Origin of the sequence: Hymenobacter crusticola (assembly GCF_002154225.1) — a bacterium.
GTDB classification, from domain to species: Bacteria; Bacteroidota; Bacteroidia; order Cytophagales; family Hymenobacteraceae; genus Hymenobacter; species Hymenobacter crusticola.
The window spans coordinates 286,040-307,938 of record NZ_MTSE01000004.1 but is presented as its reverse complement, the minus strand read 5'-3'; the positions used below and the strand labels follow the sequence as shown (position 1 = coordinate 307,938).

Below are 21,899 nucleotides of genomic sequence, written 5' to 3'. Positions count from 1 at the left end.
ATCAAAAGTTGTACCCTAGCTGCTCGTTATTTGAATCCGTAGCCGAGCGAAACGATAATAGAGTTAGCATTTGTGCCACCAAGCTTCTCAACTGCCAACCGCGACAACGCTAAATCGAGCCGTAAGTCGCTCAACATCACGCCCACCCCGAGGCTAGGCTGCACAGTCCACTCCTTTTGGCCGGAGATCGACGCATCGATCTGCTGAATATTACTCACGCCGCCACGCAAGAAAACTAGGTTATTATACCCTAGCTCTACCCCTGCGTGCGGATCAATGCTGGCAAAACTGGAAGAAACCAACGTGTTACGCTTGCCATCAGTGGTGATGTCGAAATCGGCGGCGGCAAGAGCCGTGAACTGTCCAGGGAGTTGAAAGCTACGTCCTACCCCCAAGATGAAGCGGGGCAGCGTAATTTCGTTACCGCTTTTAGGAGTTGGCACGCCTACGTTAGCAGAGCTTTTAAAGGCCTCTGTATTGATTTGCCAAGCGTTGAACGTAGTTGTGATATCACGCGCAAGCAAGCCTAGGCGCCAGTTGCCTTTGTTGTATTGCACACCGGCATCAATGCCGAACCCATACGCATTGGCAAAATCGCCAACGTTGCGGTAGATGATCTTGCCATTTACCCCAATCGATAGCCCTTCTACATTACCGATTTTGCGAGCATAAGAAAGCAGCAAGGCGTAGTCGGCAACAGAGAAATAGGTGATTTTATTGTAATCGATATAGCCATAGGAGTTGACGAGTTCCAACGTATTGGCAATGTCGTCGACACCTATCCGTACGATGCTTGCTCCAATAGCGGTCTTGTCATCTAGGGGCATAGCGAAGCCCGCATAGTCGTTTTTAACGATGCCGGAAAACAGCTCGGAGTGCATGAGCACGGCATCATACTTATTCTTCAGGTTGACCAAACCAGCCGGATTCCAGTAACCGGCTGTTGCGTCGGCAGCTAGGCTAGCCTGCACTTTGCCCATACCTAGGGCCCGGCCACCTACACCAATGTTTAAGAACTCATTACTGTATTTAGGCGTGACGTCCTTCGACTGCCCAGCAGCGGAAGCTACCAAGCCAAGTGTGAAGCTAGTTCCTAGAAGTAGTCTGGCAATAGTAGAGAAGTGCAGCATAGAATAAGAAAAGAGACGAACGGTTAATCCGCAGTCGAACGCAAGATACTTAATTATAGTGCGTCCTAGGTTCTTAACGGTAGCCTCTGTAACACAAATCAGACCATTAGATTTTTCAGATTTTCCCTTTGCAAGAAGAATTAAAGTGCCTGAGCTGCGATTTAGATAAAATCACAGCAAGCACACAATTTATTATTAATCAGACATTTGACTTGCTTTAGCATCACTCATGACAAGGACACTAATTTCATACAGTACTTTTTTTGCTTTAGTACCTTGCGTTGCATAGTACCTTTTGATATCTTTGTCTCATTCTTCACCGATTTCTGCCTCAGCCATGAAAGTAGAGAACACCCAAGTGCAGATGCGGAAGGGCATTCTGGAGTTCTGCATCCTGGAAATCATTGCCCGCGGCGAGGTCTATGCGTCGGACATGCTGGAGGAGCTCACCGCCGCCCGCATGATCGTGGTAGAGGGCACCCTCTACCCGCTGTTGACCCGCCTTAAAAACGCCGGCCTGCTCGACTACACGTGGAAGGAGTCCACGAGCGGCCCGCCCCGCAAGTACTACACGCTCACGCCCACTGGTCAGGAATTTCTGCACGAACTCCGCCTGACGTGGGAAGAAGTATCAGACTCCATCCGCATCATTCGTCAGAAGCCGCACGCCAACGGCTCCGCCCCGCCGCAGGCCTGAGTGCCCCGGTCCAGTTTTTTTCGAGTTAATCTTGAATTGCAGCACTGAGATGAAAAAGAACATCAGCATCAACCTCCAAGGCCTGATCTTCCACATTGAAGAAGACGGCTACGAAGTGCTCAGCCGCTATCTGGCCGAGGTAAGATCGCACTTCAGCAGCTACCGTGGCCACGAAGAAATTGTGGCCGATATCGAGAGCCGCATTGCCGAGCTATTCTCGGCGCGAGTATCCACTAGCAAGCAGGTCATCACCTTCGACGATGTGCAGGAGATGGTAGCTAAAATGGGGCGGGTAAGTGACTTCCAATCGGCTGATGAGGCGGAGGAAGAAGAAGAAGCGTTGGCGGGTGGGGCAGCTACATACTCAGAATACACGGCGAACGGCACGGCTACGGCCGGCGCGACTGCTACTACAGCTACTGAGCCGAAACGGCTGTACCGGGACATGGCTAACCGGAAGATTGCCGGGGTGGCTGCGGGTTTGGCTCGTTACTTCTCCACCAACCCCTTATGGTTCCGGTTGGGCTTCCTGGCGCTGTTAGTCGCTATTCCTATTCTGTTCGATGATACTCGTCTGGAAGACCTAGGAGAGAAGTTTTCGGGACTAGGCTTCATCAGCTACATCGTGCTCTGGATTGCGCTGCCTAAGCGCTACGACACGCCGCCTACGAACGAAGACCCAACCTTTAAGAAGCTCTATCGCGACACAGATAATGGGAAAGTAGGTGGGGTTTCGGCCGGCTTAGCCGCTTACTTCAAAACCGATGTGGTACTCATCCGCGTCCTGTTTGTGGCCTTCGTCTTCGCCGGTGGTTTTGCTATCCCGCTCTACATCATCCTTTGGATCTTGCTGCCCGAAGCGAAAACGGTGTCCGACAAAATGCGCATGCGTGGTGACGCTGTTACGTTGTCCAGCATCGACAATTCTTTGCGCAACAATGCCCTCGACGGCGACGCAGCTAGTTCTAGCCGGCCCGTAGGCACTTTTCTGGAGGAGTTGTTTCGCAACCTAGGTCCCCTATTTGCTTTCGTCGGTACTGCCATCCGGTGGCTTGTGGGCATCCTGCTTACCATCACGGGCTTCTCGCTGCTACTCGGCTTTACTATTGCCCTAGGCGTAGCGCTAGGGTTGCTCCCAGAATCGCAAGGCTTCATTCACACGGGTCCTTTTCCAGCTTATCTCTTTACGAACGGCGTACCGGCTTGGTCTCTCTTAGCGTTCTATCTTATTGCCGCTATTCCTTCGCTAGCGATGCTTTTGCTCGGTCTTGGGTTGCTGCTGCGCCGCTCCGTAATGACGCGTACAACAGGCTTATCGCTGCTAGGTTTGTGGCTGCTAAGTGTAGTAGGAACCAGTATTGCGGGAGTGCGCATTAGCCGCGACTTCCAGGATGAAGGCTCTTACACAACTGCCCGTAAGTTTGCGCCTGTCGCTTATCCTACCGTCGTACTGCAGAGGCATGACTTCGATAATACGATGGTTAGGCCCCGCATTACGGTGGTCAGCGCCGATAGCGGCGAGGTGATTCGAATGGAGCAAGAGGTTTCGGCACATGGCATGAACGAAACAGCTGCCATCGAAACAGCCGCTAACAGCGTAACCTACGGCGTACAGCAACGCGACTCTGTACTCACTTTTGATGAGAGTGTTCGGTTCCTTCCTGGTGCTAAGTTCCGCGACCAGAAAATCTCGCTGGTGCTACACCTGCCCAAAGACAAAACGTACCGTTTGTCCAACGGCTTTGCCGACCTACTGGATAATGAAGCCTTCGTTAATGACCACCGCCCCGGCGATGTAGAAAAGCGTCGTTTCCGCCTGCGTGGCAACCAACTGGAGTGTATTCTGTGCACGCCGGAGGACCTAGGAGTTGCGCAGGATGGCGAAAACAATAGCGACGATGTGCACGTGGATATAGGCAACGGCGACGACTTCCACGTTCGTGTCGACACCGACGATGATAAGGATGGTGACGTAAACGTGAAAGTAGACGTCGACCGGGCTAGCTTCCCCACCGAGCTGAGCGATTATGGATCAGGGCGCCGGACTTTCAACGAAGATGGCTTTGAGCGTATCGAAGCGAGTGGCGCTTACCGTGTATATGTGCGGCAGGGCAACGAGTTTAAAGTAGAAGCCGCCGGTGATGAGCGCGACCTGCGCGACCTGCGCGTAGATACGGACGGCAGCAAGCTGATGATCCGCAACCGGAACTCTGGCTCCTGGTTCAACTTCTCCAAAAACACGCACAGCCCTGTCCTGATTCGCGTTCAGGTGCCTACTCTTCGTTCGCTGGACCTGAGCGGCGCCTGCCGCGCCGATGTAGCCGGCTTTACAAGCGAAGGATTGAGTGTTGGCCAGTCAGGTGCTAGCGCCGCTATTTTGGATGTCAATGTACCGCGCCTCGACCTCGACCTAAGCGGCGCTTGCCGCACCGACTTGCGCGGCCAAGCCAGTGAACTTCACGCCGAAGGTTCTGGCGCTTGCCAGATCCAAGCCCTCGATTTACAAGTCGAGAAGGCCAACCTGGAGCTAAGCGGCGTAAGCCGGGCACGGGTGCGAGTAGCAAATGAGCTACGTACCGACTTGAGCGGCGCCTGCCATGTAGACTATGCTGGCAACCCCACCGAAGTTAAAAACGAAACGTCCGGCTCCTCACGAGTACGACACATAACCGAGTAAGTGCATGGCTGGGTAGCTGAGTAAGGATGAAATTATTACTCAGCTATCTAGTCAATTAGTTATTCTTCTGAAACAGGGGAGGCAAGTGGTGAGCTGTCTCCCGGAGGAAGTCCTTTCGTCTTTCCGAGCTGCAACAGGAAGGCAAAGGCTTCCTCCATTTCGTTTCGGATTTTGCCATCTAGGATAGCTTCCAGCACGGCATCCTTCAGCTCGCCCACTTCGCGCGAAGGTTTCAAGCCAAACGTCTGCATGATCACTTCCCCCGTGATGACGGGTCGGAAGTTGCGCAAGTGGTCTTTCTCTTCTACATCCTTCAGCTTCTGCTCCACTACCTCAAAGTTACGGAGGTAGCGCGCTACCCGCTGGTGGTCTTTGCTGGTGATATCAGCTCGACACAGTGTCATGAGACGGTCGATGTCGTCGCCCGCCTCGAAGAGTAAGCGACGTACGGCCGAGTCCGTGACGGTCTCTTTCACCAACGCTATCGGGCGCAAGTGTAAGCGAACCAGCTTTTGCACTTGGCGCATTTCTTCCCCTAGAGATAATTTTAGATCGGCAAAAATCTGCGGTACCCAGCGCGCGCCTTTGTCCTCGTGGCCATGAAACGTCCAGCCAACTTTCGGATCAAGGCGCTTCGTTGCGGGCTTCGCAATATCGTGGAGGATAGCCGCCCAGCGCAGCCATAAGTCGCCACCTGCCGCCGCTACGTTGTCGAGCACTTGCAACGTGTGGTAGAAGTTGTCCTTGTGAGCATGCTGCCCCACACGCTCCACGCCGTGAAGCTGGGCCATTTTGGGGAATATCAGTTGCAACAAACCACTTTGAAATAGTAGCTTAAACCCATAGCTAGGTTTGGGGGCCTCAATGATCTTGTTCAGTTCTACCGTAATCCGCTCCTGCGACACAATTTTGATGCGGTCCTTGTTGCGCGCAATAGCGTCGTAGGTGTCCGGCTCAATGTCAAAGTCAAGCTGGGTGGCGAAACGCACAGCCCGCATCATGCGCAATGGATCGTCGGAGAAAGTGATATCCGGATCGAGCGGCGTACGAATGGTTTTGCGCTTCAGGTCTCCTACCCCATCGTAGCGGTCGACCAAAGCCCCAAAATCTTCTGGATTCAAGCTCAGCCCTAGGGCATTGATCGTAAAATCGCGGCGAGCTAGGTCTTCTTCCAGCGTGCCGGCTTCTACCTCTGGCTTGCGCGAATCGGCGCGGTAACTCTCCTTGCGGGCCCCCACAAACTCGATTTCTATCTCCGGCGTGGGTAACATGGCCGTACCGAAATTCTTGAACACGGTGACGCGTGGCCGCCCCGGCAATTTTTTTCCGACGGCCTGCGCCAGCTCGATTCCATCGCCTACGCACACCACATCCACATCTTTGCTGGGCCTTTCCAAAGCTAGGTCGCGCACAAATCCGCCGATTACGTAGGCTGGGTAGCCTAGCTCGCCAGCTGCGGCAGCAATGGTTTGAAACAAAGGCAGATCGGGGAGTTGTGGAGACTTCATGGGCAGATCAGGGTCGAAACTTCCCGCAAAGGTAGTAACTCCCCTTTCCGCTTTGGGCTACCAATTCAGAAATGTACCCTCAACTAGTCCCGGACCACCTCTAACTGCCCGTCAGGCCCCAGGCGAACTACGCGCGAAGGCGCTACCGTAGTCGTATCATCTTGGCGCCAGTTCACTACATAGTCAACACTGCGCATAACACGCGGATCAACGTCAGCATACGTGGCCGGAGTTGGCTCACCGCTTAAATTAGCCGAGGTTGAAACCAAACCATGCCCCAAGCGCAACACCAGTTTATGGCAGAATTCATCCTGCGAGATGCGTAATCCAACGGTGCCATCAGGCCCCACAAGCTGCGGAGCTAGGGAACGGGCAGCCGGCAGAATGTAGGTTGTAGGCCGCGTCTGGGCCGCAATGGCATCTTCTAACCCTGCCGGCACTTCTGTTACGTAACGCGTCAACATCTTCAGATCAGCAACTAGCACGATGCTAGGCTTACCTTCTGGGCGACCTTTTATTTTATAAAGGTTCTCGACAGCCTTGGGTACCTCCGCGTCGCAACCTAGCCCCCACACCGTATCGGTAGGGTACAGAATGACCTGCTGCAAAAGCAATGCGTCAACGGCAGCATCAACTTCCTGACGAAAAAAAGAACTCATAGTAGGTGGTATGTGGAAAGGAGTGGTATGTTCCGAAATAATCGCAGGCAAACTAAGCGTTAATTATTTCCTGACACAGCTCTACTAACACGCCTGCGGCGCTTTTAGGATGTACGAAGCACACTAATTTATTGTCGGCTCCTCGCTTGGGCTCCTCGTTTAGCAGCACAAACCCTTCCGCCCGCAGCCGCGCCATCTCCGCTCGAATATCGTTTACCTCGAACGCCACGTGGTGAATGCCCTCCCCCTTTTTTTCGAGGTACTTCGTAATAGCGCTCTCGGGTGCGGTGCCGGCCAGCAGCTCTATTTTAGAACCGCCCACGCGAAAGAAGACAGTATCTACCGTTTCGCTGGCCACGTGTTCCTGCTTATAAGGAGCTATCCCTAATAAGCTAGTATATAGTGCTGTTGCTGCTTTCAGATCTTGAACGGCAATACCTAGGTGTTCTAAGTTAGTCAACATGTGAGATGGACGCGAGAAGAGTAGTGCAGCTTATTTGTAATATATCTACTTTTGTAGCAGCAAAGTAAAACCAGTTCTGCTCTTTCTGTGTTCTACTTTCGAATCATTCTTACGTCGACTTACTGACTCCGAGCCATGCTCAAGCTACCTATCTACCTCGACAACAACGCCACTACCCCTCTCGACCCGCGGGTATTAGAGGCTATGATGCCGTACCTGACCGAGGTATTCGGCAATGCTGCTTCCCGTAATCACCCTTTTGGTTGGGCTGCTGAAGAAGCAGTTGACTATGCCCGTGAGCAAATCGCTCAATTGATCAACTGCGACCCTAAAGAAATCATCTTTACCTCGGGTGCTACCGAGTCGGACAACCTAGGTATTAAAGGTGTGTTCGAGATGTACTCGCAGAAGGGTAACCATATCATCACTGCTACCACCGAGCATAAAGCGGTGCTTGACACTTGCAAGCACATTGAAAAGCTAGGTGGCCGCGTAACTTACCTACCTGTCGACGGTGAAGGCCTCATCAACCTAGCTGACTTGGAAGCCGCCATGACACCCGAGACTATTCTGGTCACCATCATGTACGGCAACAATGAGACTGGTGTCCTGCAGCCGGTTCGTGAAATCGCAGCTATCGCGCACAAATATGGTGCGTTGTTTATGACAGATGGTACGCAAGCCGTAGGTAAAATCCCTGTGGATGTAATTGCCGATGGCATTGACCTGATGGCCTTCACTGCCCATAAAATGTACGGCCCAAAAGGCATAGGTGCATTGTACGTACGTCGTAAGAGCCCACGTGTAAAAGTAACAGCCCAGATGGATGGCGGTGGTCACGAGCGCGGCATGCGTTCGGGCACGTTGAACGTACCGGGTATCGTTGGTCTCGGCAAAGCTTGCGAATTGTGCCGCCTAGAAATGGCCGCCGATACGGCACGCCTCTCAGTAATGCGCGACCGTTTGGAAGCTGCGCTATTAGAGCTTGAAGAAAGCTATGTGAACGGCTCGCGGGAGCATCGTCTGCCCCACGTTGCAAACATTTCTTTTAAGTACGTTGAAGGCGAAGGCTTAATGATGGGCGTGAAAGATCTCGCTGTATCGTCCGGCTCAGCTTGTACTTCGGCTTCTTTAGAGCCTTCGTACGTGCTCAAAGCCTTAGGCCTAAGCGACGACCTAGCACACTCTTCTTTACGTTTCGGTTTAAGCCGCTTCACTACTGATGAGCAAATCGATTACGCCATCAACCACGTAAAAGAAGCTGTAACAAAGCTTCGCGAGATGTCTCCTCTGTGGGAGATGTTCAAAGAAGGCATCGACCTTAACTCTATTGAGTGGGCTGAGCACTAAGAAACGTTGAGTGTTGATAGTTGAGTGCTCAAGGAGGCACTTCCGTTTATTGCATTCTTCGACTCAACATCCATCGACACTCAGAAATCAATATTTAAATTTCAACACTCCATAAGATGGCTTACTCCGATAAAGTAATCGACCACTACAGCAACCCACGTAACGTAGGTACGCTGGACAAAAGCAAAAAGAACGTAGGTACTGGTTTGGTAGGTGCTCCTGAGTGCGGCGACGTAATGCGTCTGCAAATTGAGGTAGACGAGTCGACCAATACTATCACCGACGCTAAATTCAAAACGTTCGGTTGCGGTTCGGCAATCGCCTCATCATCCTTGGCAACTGAATGGTTGAAAGGTAAAACCATCGACGAAGCTCTAAGCATCGATAACATGGAGATTGTAGAAGAGTTAGCTCTTCCTCCTGTTAAAATTCACTGCTCGGTACTAGCTGAGGATGCCATCAAGTCGGCTATTAGCGACTACCGCGTAAAGAACGGTTTGCCTGCTCTCGAAGAAGCTAAATCGCACCACTAAGCTGCGATTACGAAAAGAAGCCAGCTCAGCTCTAGTACCTAGAGTTGAGCTGGCTTCTCCGTTTATTGTGTTTTTTACATAGCCGACGCTGAACATTTTTGCTTGCTACAAGGTTAATTAGAAGGAATCTCAATAACTTTGTTCAACGACCTGACGGCAAGTTTTAGTTAAGGTCGCCTTCATTCTACGAACCATGATTACCGTTTCTGACAAAGCCAAGACGAAGGTTGAACACCTCATGCGAGAAGCTGACCTTGATCCTACGTATCGTTTGCGGGCGTCCGTAGCGGGCGGTGGCTGTTCGGGGCTTTCCTATAAGCTAGATTTCGACAACGAAGTAAAGCCTATGGACCAAGAGTTCGAGGACAAAGGCGTTCGAGTAGTTGTTGATATGAAAAGCTTCCTGTACCTAGCAGGTACGCAACTCGACTTCTCTGACGGCCTAAACGGCAAAGGATTCTTCTTTGACAATCCCAATGCATCCCGCACTTGTGGCTGCGGTGAAAGCTTCTCCGTTTAATTACTGCTATTATCTTTTACAAAAAAGCCTCTCCTATCATACAGGGGAGGCTTTTTTTGATATACTTAAAGGTCACCTAATGGCTCATCATTGCCGCTTGACGAATCTACGGATTACAGAGCTACCATCTGTTTTTAGTTTTATATAGTAAATACCATCTGGTACATCTTGCAGATTCAGAATACCGCTATTCAAGAGCTCTCCGGATACCATTACCTGCCCTAGGGCATCTGTAATGCTGTACGTTACTTTCCCCTTATTTGGCAGCTCTATGGCCAACTGAGAACAAGCTGGATTAGGATAGATAGAAATCTCACTACTCCTATACTGCACAGTTACTACTGACGAGTAATTTTTCGTATTGTCCTCATCCACTTGACACAAGCGATAATAGATTGGCCCTGTGATAGCCGGAATGCTGGAATCGAAGCTATTATAGCTAGTAGCTTGAGTACTCTGCTGTTGTCCTGGTACTCTCTCTATTGTTTCGAAGTTGCGACCATCAATACTACGCTGTACATCGAAGTAGCTGTTGTCCTTTTCTGTTGCTGTCGCCCAGCGTAGATGTACACGCGTTGCCTTTTGTGTAGCAGAGAAGCTAGTGAGGGTAACAGGAAGCGGGTTGCGACTAGCACTTATCTCGGTGTTAGCCAATGTAAACTGACTAAATGAGGTAAATGGGGCTGAGGTAAGTGTCCCTGCTACACTCATGTTGTTACTTGCTACACCTGTATAAGTAGAACGTCCAATATTGATCCAGCCGCTTCCGCTGTTCTTGGCAACTACTAGTGAACTAGATTCTGGATTCGTCACCATATCATCCGAGCCAAAGCTTAGGGTGATGGTACCCTCAAATTGGCCAGTAGCTGGAACAGGAGTAGGTGTCACTTGAAAGGAGCGCACCTTACTTACGCGCTTCAAATCTCCATTTAAGTTTGTTGCATCGAAAGCTCCTTCCTGCTGCACTACCGTGAATGTAGTGGGTACGGCGAGGGTGGTGATATCTAACTTTACTGGTCGATATGCTACACCTGATGCAGCTGCGCGTCCCACTGGAAAAACAACGCTTCCTGGTATGCTTACAGTACGGGCCATCGGCCCATTCACAAAGCTGGCACTAGATGCGCCTTGGACATTGTTAGCTAGCGTCAGTAAGTTGACACCGTCCGTATTCAATGATCCTTTAAGTAGTTCCAGTGTACCATTTACCATCATTGGTGCTTGCAATATGACACCGCTGGCACTAGTGTTATTGATTCTCAATGTTACTCCCGGACCTAGGTAGTTAGGGCTAGTTGTTGTCGCACCGAAAGCCAGACCATTGATTGCTTGGGCCGTTTGCCCGTTCAATGTTAATGTTCCCGTACCGGAAGCACCACTATTATCTGGGACAAAGCGCATGGCACCTTGCACAACAACATTGCCCGCCACACGAATTTCTCCCGTCATTGTAGGGCCGAACGTTGCTTTCGGCCCTACGATCAGGTTACCGCGGACGGTTAAGACACCTGACCCAGAGCCACCATAATTAGTTGCTGTTTGAGTAGATGGGCAGCGTAGAATCAGATTTGGATAACTACGATTCGACAACGATAAGGTCCCACTACCCCGGCGAAAAACCCAGTTACCATTTTCGGTACCAGCAATAGTTGAAAGGTTTTGGACGGTGGTAGCATGTCCCGTTGCACTGTAGTGACGATAGGTTCCACCGTTATAAATAAATAGCGTCGCCCCAGTACCAGCTATTTCGACGGCAGTTCCATTGTTCGCACCAGAGGCATTTGTAAATACCCCTTTGTCGTGAATAGCAAGTGCTACTCCGCCATTCCCTGTCATGGTTAAAGCCGCAGGTTGCACAGGAGATGTAGTGGCAATTAAGGTATTTGTACTAGGTACCTCTACCCTAATACTATCACCATAACCTGGGGCAATAGTAATAGAGTTTACAGCTACTCTGGTCGACGTAGTACTTAACAATACAGTGTAATCTCCGGAGATATAGGAATGATCAAAAACCGCATTATCAATACTGGTAGGCACTTGATCATTTTCCCAGTTTGCCGCATCTAGGTAGTTGTTTGTGTTAGCGCCTCCATCCCATCTACAAGTAACACCTGTCTGAGCTTTCCCAACATACGTGCAGCACATTAGTGCTACTACGGATGAGAGTATCCGAATCGCTTTGATGTGTTGACGAATACTAAATGTCTTGAGCGAATACATGCTGATTATAGTATATTATATTAATGTCTCTATATTATAGTTCTACTTCATAAAAAAGCCTTCTCATATAGAGAAGGCTTTTTTATGAAGTAGAACGCTGGCTAATTTTTTACCACCTTGCTCATAAAGCGCTGATCGCCTACGCTGATTGTGATAAAGTAAGTACCAGGCTTGAGATCGCGCATATTCAGTTCGCCGGTAGCACCTAGCTGCTGAGTCCGAATTGCCTGGCCCATCATATTTGTTACTTGTGCTTGTGCACCTTCTACTACTAACTGCCCTAGGCTAATCGTCACCACATCCTGCGTTGGGTTCGGATACACACTCACGTTCATCGAACCTGCTCCGTTCAGGATGGTTGCTACCGGAGAATAAGAAATAGTACCATCAGAATCAGTTTGCTTGAGGCGGTAGTAGGAAGTCCCTATTAGCGGTTGATTATCAATAGCCTCATAAGAAGTCTTGTTGGCTGTCGTACCCTGTCCTTTTTGATAGGCAATGCTCGTGAACGTTTTACCATCTTGGCTACGCTCTATGTTGAAGCCTTCATTGTCTTTTTCGGAAGCGGTAGACCACGTTACATATACACGACCTTTCTGCAGCTTTGCCCCGAAAGCCATAAGTTCAACTGGTAGTGGCGCTCCTGGCGATACAATACCGGCAACAGGAATAGAAGGCGTTTTGTAGTTTTCGGCATTTTGTACCCCTACCGTCAACTGTTGTCCACCACTTACATATGTGAATAGATTGTTGAATTCGTATGAGTAGAAATAATAGGTTTTGGTTTTATCCAAACCGGTAACAGTAGCGGTAGCAGCCGAGCCTCCATATACGACATAATAACCAGAAGCTACTTGCTGATTCGAGGCCATTCCACCGTACACGCCGCTGTTGATATCGTAAGATTTGCCATCTTCTGGTTGTGCGCTAGCGGGCATGCTAGAATTCAGACTTACTACTAACAAGCGACTTTCACCGTACCCTTGTGTATTACTCTGGCTGTTATAACCAGCTGGGAGGTTGAAGTTTACGACCGCAGACCCTGCTGATAAGTCACGCTGAACGCTGATACCTGATGTAACATCATTAACTGGTTGAGTAGCAAGCGCATTCCCAGCCAAAGTGCCGTTATTGGTACCGTCTGTGTTGCTGCTAAACGTTTGTGCAATTTTGATATTAGAATCGTTCGTCTGGTACAGCAGTGAAGTAGTCGACTTACCTAGATATGTTGGATTGTAGCGTACGTAGATCGTCTTCGTGGCAGTATAGTTACTTGCATCAGGGGTTACGACAACCGTACTACCCCAATTGCTGTTATCTTCTGACACTTCGTACTGAGGCGTTTTTCCTGGGTTGAACTGATTTTGGTCAGTGGCAATTGATAGCGAGATAGGCTTGAGCACACGTTTAGCACTAATCGTCATCGCTTGTCCGCTAGTTGGTCCAGATCCTAGTATCACATTAGCCGCTGGGGCGAAGGCGTTCGTCAGCTCCACTGAGGGGACGCTGGTGCCGGATACCTGGATGGTTTTGGTGGTAGCAGGTTGGCTAGTGATGAAGATGTTCACGTTGTTAATATCACGCGCATCGTTCGGTAGATACCGGAAGTAGATCGGTACACCAGTAATAGTAGAGCTGGTTATATTACCGCTACCATCGCGCGGACGAAGAATCAGGATAGAGTTGCCTGTGGCACCGGCTGTTATATCAGAGAAATCTGAAGATAGCGACACCTGAAAAAAGTCAGGGGCAGTTACCGTAATATCGCTCTGCAGGTTGGTACCACCTACTGTATACGACTGATAGCTAGAAGCTACATTTGCAACCGTAGAGAACTTAATTGGTGAGGTACCAGCTGGGTTAATTTCAGCATCAGCTCCATTGTTAGTGGCATTGATCGTTACTTTAGCCGATACGCCGTCAGCAAGGTTCTCTAAATTTACAAAACCTGTGAATGCGCCGACTGGTGCGCCAGAGGTAGTGCGTACCTCAATGGTTTTCGATATGCCTCCATTCGAAGAGTTGGGAGTCAACGTCAGCGTTGAGCCAAAGTTAGCGTTAGTAGCTGGGTCACGGAATTGAATGAATGCATTGCTAGCCGTAAGTGCAACGGGAGCCGTCAGGTTGTAACCTGTTACATTGAACGACAATGTCTGACCAGAACCATTAGCTGCAACGGTTCCAAAATTCAACGTCGTAGGATCTGCAACAAGGGTCGGGGCTGATGGAGTACCAGAACCAGTGAGCGCAACGGAGGTGCTGTTTGCGCCAGTAGATTCAAGTGTTACTGTTTCGGAATAGCTGAGTGCTTGTGTGGGAGCAAACCGGACATAAATGGTAGTATTGATATTACCACTAGTTGGTGACAAGGTAATGCTGTTAGAGAATCCAGAGCTAGCATTATTACTAACAGTATAAGCAGACCCAGCAGGCAAAGTAACGGTTACGTCATCCGTTAATTCGCCACTATTTACTATAAAAGACTTCGTCGCCGTCTGTCCTGTGGGAAGCGGGCCAAAGTCAAGGCTAGCTTGGTCCACTAATAATACAGACGTGCCCATTAGTTCCACATCGTCAAGCCGGAACTCGCGTGCAGTGTTCGTTCCTGCAGGCTTACGAAAACGAATGTAGAGACTATTAGAAATTGCAGCTGGCGGAAGACTAACACTCTTAGGCAACCAAGTAGTACTAGCGGTTGCACTGTTGCTCAGCACAGCGTAAGTACTACCATTGTCTACGCTATATTCGACAATAAACGGAGTAGTAGCGATAGTTGAGTTTGAAGCGGCGGCATACAGCTTATATGATAGCTGCATGTCTGTTAGATAAGATGTGTTTATCTTCTCAATCTGAAATGTATAGGCATTGTTGTCTACTGCACCAACCTGGGGCCCAAAGAAAATACCCGGTAGCGCAGGAGGGTTTGTACCCGCTGCTGGTGCCGTTCCTGCCCCAACAGCCGAGCCAGAATAACTCAATTTAGGATCTCCATTAACATAACGGTTATTCTTAAAGGCACCACGGTCACTAGCATGCTTGATGCTTTCACGCGAGCCTATACCGCCTGCATTATACCCGTTTGGATTAGCTGCAGAACCACCTGTACCAGGGGTACTGCCCATATTTTCGGTAAAGGACTGTCCGAACGCTAGAGGAGAAATAAATAAAAGAGGCACTACTAACGTCCTCATCCACAAAGGAGGTCGCAAGCAACGTACTACAGCGTCTAAGTAAGAGTTTTTCATGGTATGGATGAGGATGACGAATGGAATAGTTACTGGGAAAATGCAATAATCTTACTTATTAAAGATACAATCACAGATTGCTATTAGTAACGAAACACAATATGGCAAGGCGTTTAAATAAGATTATCAACCCCAAGCGCAAAATATAATTTTTTTTATATAAATAAATTACATGAGGCCCATTAGCTCTCATAACACAACCACAATTCGTGCCAAATGGCATCTACCTTTTACTCTATATCGTTGATTATAGGGCTCTCTGTAGCCAATTATTATATATACTCGACAAATCTATTTTTCACCTAAATAGTATTATCACACATTCAATAGTGGAAAAATCACTTCATATAAACGCCACAACACAAGTGCTATTTTATAATTATTTAGTTATGTTTTATTAAAAATACACTAAGCACTACCTGGTTCCATTAAAAAAAATTATAATCATTGTGTAATATTAATTGAACGTAGAGCCAACATCGTTTTTGCTCTTATAAGAACCATACCAATTTGTTAACAACCAGGCTACTCTAGGCTAAAGCACACACGTGCCTCACAGCCTAGCACAAGCCATGGTTTTGTATGTCATCTCCAATAGCCTTTTATTATTGTACCTATGTACCTACTCCCAAAGCGGGTAATGTTCCAATCGAACTTGCTGTCCAAAGAAGATTCGGGTACTTTCTTCAAAAGAGCGCGTGAAGTCTGAGACGTAGAAAAGATGCTCTGGCAGATGTGCAGCAACAGGCGCTGCAATATGATGAGCTTGTACATACGATTTCACGTGCTGAGCAACTACATCAGAAGCATCCAGAACTGCTACTTGGCCTTGATAGTAGGCTTTTATCTCTTCTTGGATAAGCGGATAATGTGTGCAGCCTAACACTAAAGCCTCAATGCCATCGAGGTGCGAATTAGCTAGGTAAGTCCGGATGATATTGTCGCTGATATTATTCTCAAAAAAGCCTTCTTCAATCATAGGCACCAGCAACGGGGTAGCCAATGACTGAAGCTGCACATTAGCATCGAGGTCGTCGATCTTTTTCTTGTAAACGTTGGAGTTAACCGTTTGCTTCGTTCCAATCAGCCCAACTCTACGGCCAGCATACGTTTCGCCAATGTGGGCGACAATTGGATCAATAACGTTTAGTACCCGTGCCTTACTACCTACGTATTCGCGCACTAGCTCATAAGCAGCGGCGGAGGCGGAGTTGCAGGCAATTAGAATAACCTTGCATTGCTGGCGCAGCAGTAAGTCACATATTTTAATGCTATAGGCTTGAATAGCAGCTTGCGACTTATCACCATAGGGAAGGTGGGCCGTATCTCCAAAATAAATCAACCGTTCGTGCGGTAACACACGGTTGACGGCCCGCGCGACGGTCAGACCACCAATGCCGCTGTCGAATACACCAATAGGTCGGGTAGCTAGGTCGGAAGAAGAAAGAGCCATACGCGGGCGAAGGTACTAGGATCAGGAGCCAGTTGACATCATTTGCGACAGAGGGCGCAAGTTTTCGCCGTGGATCAGCACATGACTTTAAGTTGCGCACCAACTACGCCAATTTTTGCTTGCTAAACTCTCAAACAGCAACAATAAGCCAACAAATTCTATCTTAGCTCCCAATCTATCCTCTTTGCATAATGAGCAAAATCCTGGAAGAAATCGACTATGCGCTGGCGGCGTACGATGTAAGCCGTGGCCGGCCCGTAGCTATTGAGCTTGGCGAGCGTAAATACACGCAGCTCGTGCTCGACGTAGCGCACTTACACGCAGCCGGTGGCGAGCTGACTACGAACACCGGCCGCCCCCTCGCCTACCGAGGGCTGGAAATTCTGCGCGATGACATAAACGTAGATCAAGTGCGCGTGATCTGAGAAGAAATTAGCCGCCAAGGAACCTACCTAGGCTCAGCACCATTGCTACTACAGTATTTGGGACTAGCTCGTAGCTTCTGTTTCCTAGCGCCTACCTTTGTCTTATGAATCTTCTTTCTGCTGAAAATATATCCAAAAATTACGCCGACCGCTGGTTGTTTCGCGAACTAGCTTTTGGCTTAAGCCAAGGCCAACGCGTGGCACTGGTAGGCATTAACGGCGCTGGCAAAACGACGCTGCTACGCATTCTGGCTGGCCAGGAGCAACCTGACACCGGTTCGGTGAGCGTGCGCAAAGACATTCGCGTGGCCTTTTTGGGTCAACAGCCGGTTTTTGACGAATCATTAACAGTTGAGCAAACCATCTTTGCCAGCCAGAATGATACGCTAGCTGCTATTCGCGACTACGAGCATGTAGTAAACGACCCCAACCACAAGCCCGATGAGCTGCAACGCGTGCTGGAGCGCATGGACGCGCTCAACGCGTGGGACTATGACTCACAAGTTAAACAGATCCTAGGTCGTCTGGGCATCCTGGGAGAGTTGCTCGACCGGCAGGTAAGCAAGCTTTCCGGCGGGCAGCGGAAGCGAGTAGCCTTGGCTCGTGTTCTGATCGAAGAGCCAGAGATTTTGATTCTGGACGAGCCAACCAACCACTTGGACCTGGATACCATTGAGTGGCTGGAGAACCGGCTGGCTTCTCCTTCTCTTACCCTACTCATGGTAACCCACGACCGCTACTTCCTGGATAAAGTAGCTAATGAAATTGTGGAACTTGATCAGGGACGAGTGCACCGCTACCAAGGCAATTACTCTTACTTCGTAGAGAAGAAAGCGGAGCGCGAGCAAATGGAAGTAGCCGAGGTAGAAAAAGCGCGCAACCTGTTGCGGAAAGAACTGGAATGGATGCGCCGCCAACCACAGGCGCGGGGCACTAAGCAGAAAGCGCGCATTGATGCTTTCTACGAAACGCAGGAGAAAGCCAAGACGAAGATCGGTGGGCCACAGCTAGAACTGTCGGTAAAGACGACACGCCAGGGCGGCAAAATCATTGAGGTAGAGCATCTGCACAAGCAGTTCGGCGACAAAGTAGTGTTGCAAGACTTTAGCTACGTGTTCAAGAAGAAAGATCGCATCGGCTTGATCGGGCCGAATGGCGCGGGCAAGTCAACGCTGCTGAATATGCTCACTGGCCAGCTAACGCCTGATAGCGGCAATGTTGATAAGGGGCAGAACACCGTATTTGGCTATTACACGCAAAACGAGCTAGCTTTTGATGAGAGCCAGCGTGTTATTGATATTGTGAAGGAAGTAGCCGAGGTCGTGGAAATGGCCAATGGCGATGTAGTGACGGCTTCGCAGTTTTTGCAGCACTTCCAATTCCCGCCTGCGCAGCAGTATACCTTGGTGAGCAAGCTAAGTGGCGGGGAGAAGCGACGTTTGCAGTTGTTGCGTGTGCTCATTAAGAATCCAAACTTCTTGATTCTTGACGAGCCGACCAACGACCTAGATATCATCACCCTCAATATTCTAGAGGATTTCCTACTCAACTTTGCGGGCTGTCTGCTTATTGTGTCGCACGATCGGTACTTCATGGATGCGTTGGTAGAGCATGTATTTGTGTTGGAGCCCGGTGGCAATCTGCGCAACTTCCCCGGCAACTATACCGACTACCGCGAGTGGCAGAAAGAGCATAATGCGGCCGAATACGCGCAAGAAGCTGCCCGTACGGCCAAAGCTGCTGCGGGCGTAGCGCCATCGGCGGCTCCTGCACCTAGCCCTACGGTGCCGGCTCCTGCTAAGCGGAAGGCGACCTTCGCCGAGAAAAAAGAATATGAGCAGATAGAAGCGGACATTGAGCGGCTTGAGGTCAGCAAGCAGCAGCTTATTGAGCACCTCAACACTGGCCAAGGCACACACCAACAGCTTGCCGATTGGGCTGCTCAACTCAAGCGCACCGACGCGGAGCTAGACGCCAAAGGCGAGCGGTGGCTCGAACTAGCTGAGTTTATATAATCCTCGGGGATCAACAAAAAAGGCCCCTGCCGTTGCTGGCAGGGGCCTTTTTTGTTGATCCCCGATTACCGCCTCTTATGCTAGCTCCTGCGGTAAACAAAATTATCCTGCTAGGTCCTTGTGCACAGACAACACCCGAACAATGGCACTTACGGGAATGAGCCTGGCGATAAGCGAGAACACCTGCCCCCGCTCGGCGGCCCACTGCTGTACTGTTGCTATGCCTTGGGCTCTTAGCAGCGCTTCGTCTATTTCCAAGGCAAGCACATCTTCTTGCCCAGCATAGAATAAGTTGGCTGTATCGGCTACTTGCGCCAAAGTCGAGCTGTGGATGTAGCCCGCAGCTAGCAGGTCAGGGCTAGCAAAAAAGCTGAGCCGCTAAGTTTGTTTCCAATCTGCTGCTGACGTCCGACGGTAAAGCAAGGGTGAACTAGTGAATTACGCATACAAAATTTCAATTATACTCTGCCAACAGAATACACATTGAATATCATATATGATAACTCAACGTTTTTCACCTAGGCTTTCCACACCTCTTTGCGTACGCTTTTACCTACCGACAGGATTAAGCGCGTCGGATTGGGGATGAGCACGAGGCGAGCTTCTTTACCAGGGAATTCATCGGAATCGACCCACACGCCTTCCTTGTGCGAGAGCGTATCACCGGAACCACCCCCTAGGTCATTGGGCAAGTAAGCTGTTGGGAGCAGCACATCGGTATCGGGGCAGAGCTGCGCGTGTACTTTTTCCAGCACTTCCTCCAGATAAGGGCCGTATTCTTCGTTAAAATCGTCTTCTAGATCGTGTAGTTCCTCCTCAATGTCATCGTAGCTGTCGTGGTTGTAGGGCAGCTTTAGCAGCTCCTGCTTTTTCTCAATCAGCGTAACGAGGGCGCGGTTCAGATCCTCCTTGTTCATAGCCACAGTTCAATAAAGTTTGATGCACAAAGTTGCGTAGGATTCTGCAAATCTACGGCATGCCCGGCTTGCACAATGTCTGATAAAGGCTTGCAGCTAGCACTGTGGCAGTTACAAGCAAAGCGTTACTTTTACTACTCCACCTCTTTTCCACCCAAACTCCTACCACCCATGGAGACCCTATCTTCTTCCGTAGCAACGGCGTCGCAGCCCGAGGCTGATTTCCTGCCCTTAAAAGGCACTGATTACCTTGAGTTTTATGTGGGTAACGCCAAACAGTCGGCGTACTACTACCAAGCCGCGTTTGGCTTCGAGCTAGTAGCCTACGCCGGTCCGGAAACTGGCCTGCGCGACCGAGCTAGCTACGTGCTTCAGCAAAACAAAATCCGGCTGGTGCTCACCACTTCCCTCCTCCCCGACTCCGATATTTCGGAACACGTGCGCCGCCACGGCGACGGCGTGAAGGTAATGGCGCTGTGGGTGGACGATGCCCGCAAGTCGTTTGAGGAAACAACCAAGCGCGGCGCCCGGGCAGCTTTTGAGCCTTACACCCTTTCCGATGAGCACGGGGAGGTCACGCTGGCTGGCATTTATACCTACGGCGAAACCATCCACACCTTCGTGGAGCGCACTAACTATACTGGGCCCTTTATGCCGGGTTTCGTGGCGCGCACCAGCTTAGTGCCCCAGGGCAACCCAGTGGGGCTGCACTACATCGACCACTGCGTCGGCAACGTGGGTTGGGGGCAGATGAACCAATGGGTGAAGTTCTACGAAGATGTCATGGGCTTCAAGCTGCTCATCACCTTCGACGACGAAGACATCAGTACTGAGTACTCCGCCCTGATGTCGAAGGTCGTGTCGAATGGCAACGGCTACGTCAAATTCCCCATCAATGAGCCAGCCGAGGGCAAGAAGAAGTCCCAGATTGAAGAGTACCTCGACTACTACCATGAAGCGGGCGTGCAGCACATTGCCGTCATCACGCACGACATTCGCACGACAGTGGACGAGTTGCGGCGCCGCGGCGTAGAATTTTTGAGCGTACCCGCCACGTACTACGAAGACGTGCTCGACCGGGTAGGCGCCATCGACGAAGACCTAGCTTCGCTCAAAGCCCTGAACCTGCTCGTAGACCGCGACGAGGAAGGCTATCTACTTCAAATTTTCACGAAGCCTGTGGAAGACCGCCCCACGGTATTCTATGAAATTATTCAGCGCAAAGGCGCCAAGAGCTTCGGGAAGGGCAACTTCAAAGCGTTGTTTGAGTCGATTGAGCGAGAACAAGCATTACGCGGTAACTTATGATTTCTACCTCCGAAGCCGTCCTAGCTAAAGTTTAGCTAGGACGGCTTTTATAAGTACGTACCTAGCTATTGGTTACTACTCACCAGCACGCCGTTGACGAAATAGTTGCCGGTATCGGTGCGCAGATTATACACTTCCCACGCGGTGCCGGCGGGCTGCCGGTCAACGAGATGCGTGGTTTCAACGCCTTGCCCACTGATGCGGAATAAGTCGTCGAAAGAGGCTAGCTTATCGGCTCGCAATGCCTGACGACCGGCCGTAACGAAAGGATGATTGGGCGTAACGAGTACTTTGGCAACGCGTGCGGTAGGCGCAGCTGCAACAGATAAGCCGGCGTACACGGCAGGAGTACCAATGGTCAGCTGCACTAGGTTGTAGTCATGGTCGCTATGAATATCGAGGCGGCGCACGCGGGTAGCACGCACTTGCCCTGTAGCGGCATCGTACCCTAGCACCTCATCACCAGGACGAATCTTGCTGATGTGCACCTGCCGCCCGTCGGGCAGCATCACCCGCACGGAAGCGGGAAAGCACACGGCGGCCTCGCACGCCAGTGCCTCCGATCCGGATAACGGGGCAGTGAATAACAACGTGATAAAAGCGAACAGAAAAGCAGCAAAACGAGGTGTGATGTTCATGGCAGCATGGCGTGAATAGGTAGTCTGCTGCGTACCTAGGTCTACGCAGGAGGTCAAGCAGCTTTTGCGGCTGCAAGTGCGCCAAAAATTCCACTCAGTTCAATCGCATATGTATGTGATGATAAGCCGAGTGCAGTA

At 50.2% G+C, this 21,899-nt stretch carries 18 protein-coding genes; 8 read left to right on the top strand and 10 right to left on the bottom strand.

What is annotated here, in order from left to right:
- Positions 1-26: 26 nt before the first annotated feature.
- On the bottom strand, positions 27-1,130 hold the full coding sequence (locus BXP70_RS10505; protein ID WP_086594020.1) for a putative type IX sorting system protein PorV2: 1,104 nt from the start codon (positions 1,128-1,130) through the stop codon (positions 27-29).
- Positions 1,131-1,467: 337 nt separating this feature from the next.
- Here BXP70_RS10505 and BXP70_RS10500 point away from each other — a divergent pair, with 337 nt between their 5' ends.
- Together BXP70_RS10500 and BXP70_RS10495 are read left to right on the top strand one after the other, a co-directional pair.
- Complete coding sequence (locus BXP70_RS10500) at positions 1,468-1,827, top strand: PadR family transcriptional regulator (protein WP_086594019.1); 360 nt, start codon at positions 1,468-1,470, stop codon at positions 1,825-1,827.
- Between the two features lie 49 nt (positions 1,828-1,876).
- Positions 1,877-4,504, top strand: coding sequence for a PspC domain-containing protein (locus BXP70_RS10495; RefSeq protein WP_086594018.1), 2,628 nt, complete (start codon positions 1,877-1,879; stop codon positions 4,502-4,504).
- A gap of 59 nt (positions 4,505-4,563) precedes the next feature.
- On the opposite strand, the gene BXP70_RS10490 is transcribed toward BXP70_RS10495, so the two are convergent.
- From BXP70_RS10490 to mce, 3 genes are all read right to left on the bottom strand, one after another.
- A complete protein-coding gene (locus BXP70_RS10490; protein WP_086594017.1) occupies positions 4,564-6,012 on the bottom strand; it encodes a CCA tRNA nucleotidyltransferase in 1,449 nt (482 codons plus the stop codon).
- 83 nt (positions 6,013-6,095) lie between these two features.
- Complete coding sequence (locus BXP70_RS10485; RefSeq protein WP_086594016.1) at positions 6,096-6,671, bottom strand: L-threonylcarbamoyladenylate synthase; 576 nt, start codon at positions 6,669-6,671, stop codon at positions 6,096-6,098.
- Positions 6,672-6,723: 52 nt separating this feature from the next.
- A complete protein-coding gene (gene mce / locus BXP70_RS10480) occupies positions 6,724-7,134 on the bottom strand; it encodes a methylmalonyl-CoA epimerase (RefSeq protein WP_179197658.1) in 411 nt (136 codons plus the stop codon).
- 135 nt (positions 7,135-7,269) lie between these two features.
- Between mce and BXP70_RS10475 the strand changes: the two genes are divergently transcribed.
- The 3 genes from BXP70_RS10475 (at position 7,270) to BXP70_RS10465 (ending at position 9,537) form a co-directional block, all read left to right on the top strand.
- The gene (locus BXP70_RS10475) at positions 7,270-8,484 is read left to right on the top strand and encodes an IscS subfamily cysteine desulfurase (protein ID WP_086594015.1); all 1,215 of its coding nucleotides are present in this window, start codon (positions 7,270-7,272) and stop codon (positions 8,482-8,484) included.
- Between the two features lie 116 nt (positions 8,485-8,600).
- Positions 8,601-9,017, top strand: coding sequence for a Fe-S cluster assembly scaffold IscU (iscU, locus tag BXP70_RS10470; protein WP_086594014.1), 417 nt, complete (start codon positions 8,601-8,603; stop codon positions 9,015-9,017).
- A gap of 193 nt (positions 9,018-9,210) precedes the next feature.
- Complete coding sequence (locus BXP70_RS10465) at positions 9,211-9,537, top strand: HesB/IscA family protein (protein WP_086594013.1); 327 nt, start codon at positions 9,211-9,213, stop codon at positions 9,535-9,537.
- 87 nt (positions 9,538-9,624) lie between these two features.
- Here the strand turns inward: BXP70_RS10465 and BXP70_RS10460 are convergent, their stop codons facing one another.
- The 3 genes from BXP70_RS10460 to murI all read right to left on the bottom strand — a co-directional run bounded on the left by BXP70_RS10460 (position 9,625) and on the right by murI (position 16,458).
- Positions 9,625-11,760: a T9SS type A sorting domain-containing protein gene (locus tag BXP70_RS10460; RefSeq protein WP_086594012.1), complete on the bottom strand. Its 2,136-nt coding sequence runs from the start codon at positions 11,758-11,760 to the stop codon at positions 9,625-9,627.
- A 101-nt stretch (positions 11,761-11,861) separates the two neighbouring features.
- Entirely contained in the window at positions 11,862-15,005 is a 3,144-nt protein-coding gene (locus tag BXP70_RS10455) for a T9SS type A sorting domain-containing protein (protein WP_143436449.1), read from the bottom strand.
- A gap of 622 nt (positions 15,006-15,627) precedes the next feature.
- Positions 15,628-16,458 carry a glutamate racemase gene (gene murI, locus BXP70_RS10450; RefSeq protein ID WP_086594010.1) on the bottom strand — a complete coding sequence of 277 codons (831 nt, stop codon included), beginning with the start codon at positions 16,456-16,458 and terminating at the stop codon, positions 15,628-15,630.
- Between the two features lie 191 nt (positions 16,459-16,649).
- On the opposite strand from murI, the gene BXP70_RS10445 reads away from it, so the two are divergent.
- Positions 16,650-16,883 carry a hypothetical protein gene (locus BXP70_RS10445; RefSeq protein WP_086594009.1) on the top strand — a complete coding sequence of 78 codons (234 nt, stop codon included), beginning with the start codon at positions 16,650-16,652 and terminating at the stop codon, positions 16,881-16,883.
- A gap of 104 nt (positions 16,884-16,987) precedes the next feature.
- Complete coding sequence (locus tag BXP70_RS10440) at positions 16,988-18,898, top strand: ABC-F family ATP-binding cassette domain-containing protein (protein ID WP_086594008.1); 1,911 nt, start codon at positions 16,988-16,990, stop codon at positions 18,896-18,898.
- A 102-nt stretch (positions 18,899-19,000) separates the two neighbouring features.
- Here BXP70_RS10440 and BXP70_RS10435 read toward each other — a convergent pair whose 3' ends face one another.
- Positions 19,001-19,249 carry a DUF952 domain-containing protein gene (locus tag BXP70_RS10435; protein ID WP_086594007.1) on the bottom strand — a complete coding sequence of 83 codons (249 nt, stop codon included), beginning with the start codon at positions 19,247-19,249 and terminating at the stop codon, positions 19,001-19,003.
- 167 nt (positions 19,250-19,416) lie between these two features.
- The gene (locus tag BXP70_RS10430) at positions 19,417-19,815 is read right to left on the bottom strand and encodes a hypothetical protein (RefSeq protein ID WP_086594006.1); all 399 of its coding nucleotides are present in this window, start codon (positions 19,813-19,815) and stop codon (positions 19,417-19,419) included.
- 171 nt (positions 19,816-19,986) lie between these two features.
- Here BXP70_RS10430 and hppD point away from each other — a divergent pair, with 171 nt between their 5' ends.
- On the top strand, positions 19,987-21,123 hold the full coding sequence (gene hppD / locus BXP70_RS10425) for a 4-hydroxyphenylpyruvate dioxygenase (protein ID WP_086594189.1): 1,137 nt from the start codon (positions 19,987-19,989) through the stop codon (positions 21,121-21,123).
- A 65-nt stretch (positions 21,124-21,188) separates the two neighbouring features.
- On the opposite strand, the gene BXP70_RS10420 is transcribed toward hppD, so the two are convergent.
- The gene (locus tag BXP70_RS10420; RefSeq protein ID WP_086594005.1) at positions 21,189-21,761 is read right to left on the bottom strand and encodes a Hint domain-containing protein; all 573 of its coding nucleotides are present in this window, start codon (positions 21,759-21,761) and stop codon (positions 21,189-21,191) included.
- Positions 21,762-21,899 lie beyond the last annotated feature (138 nt).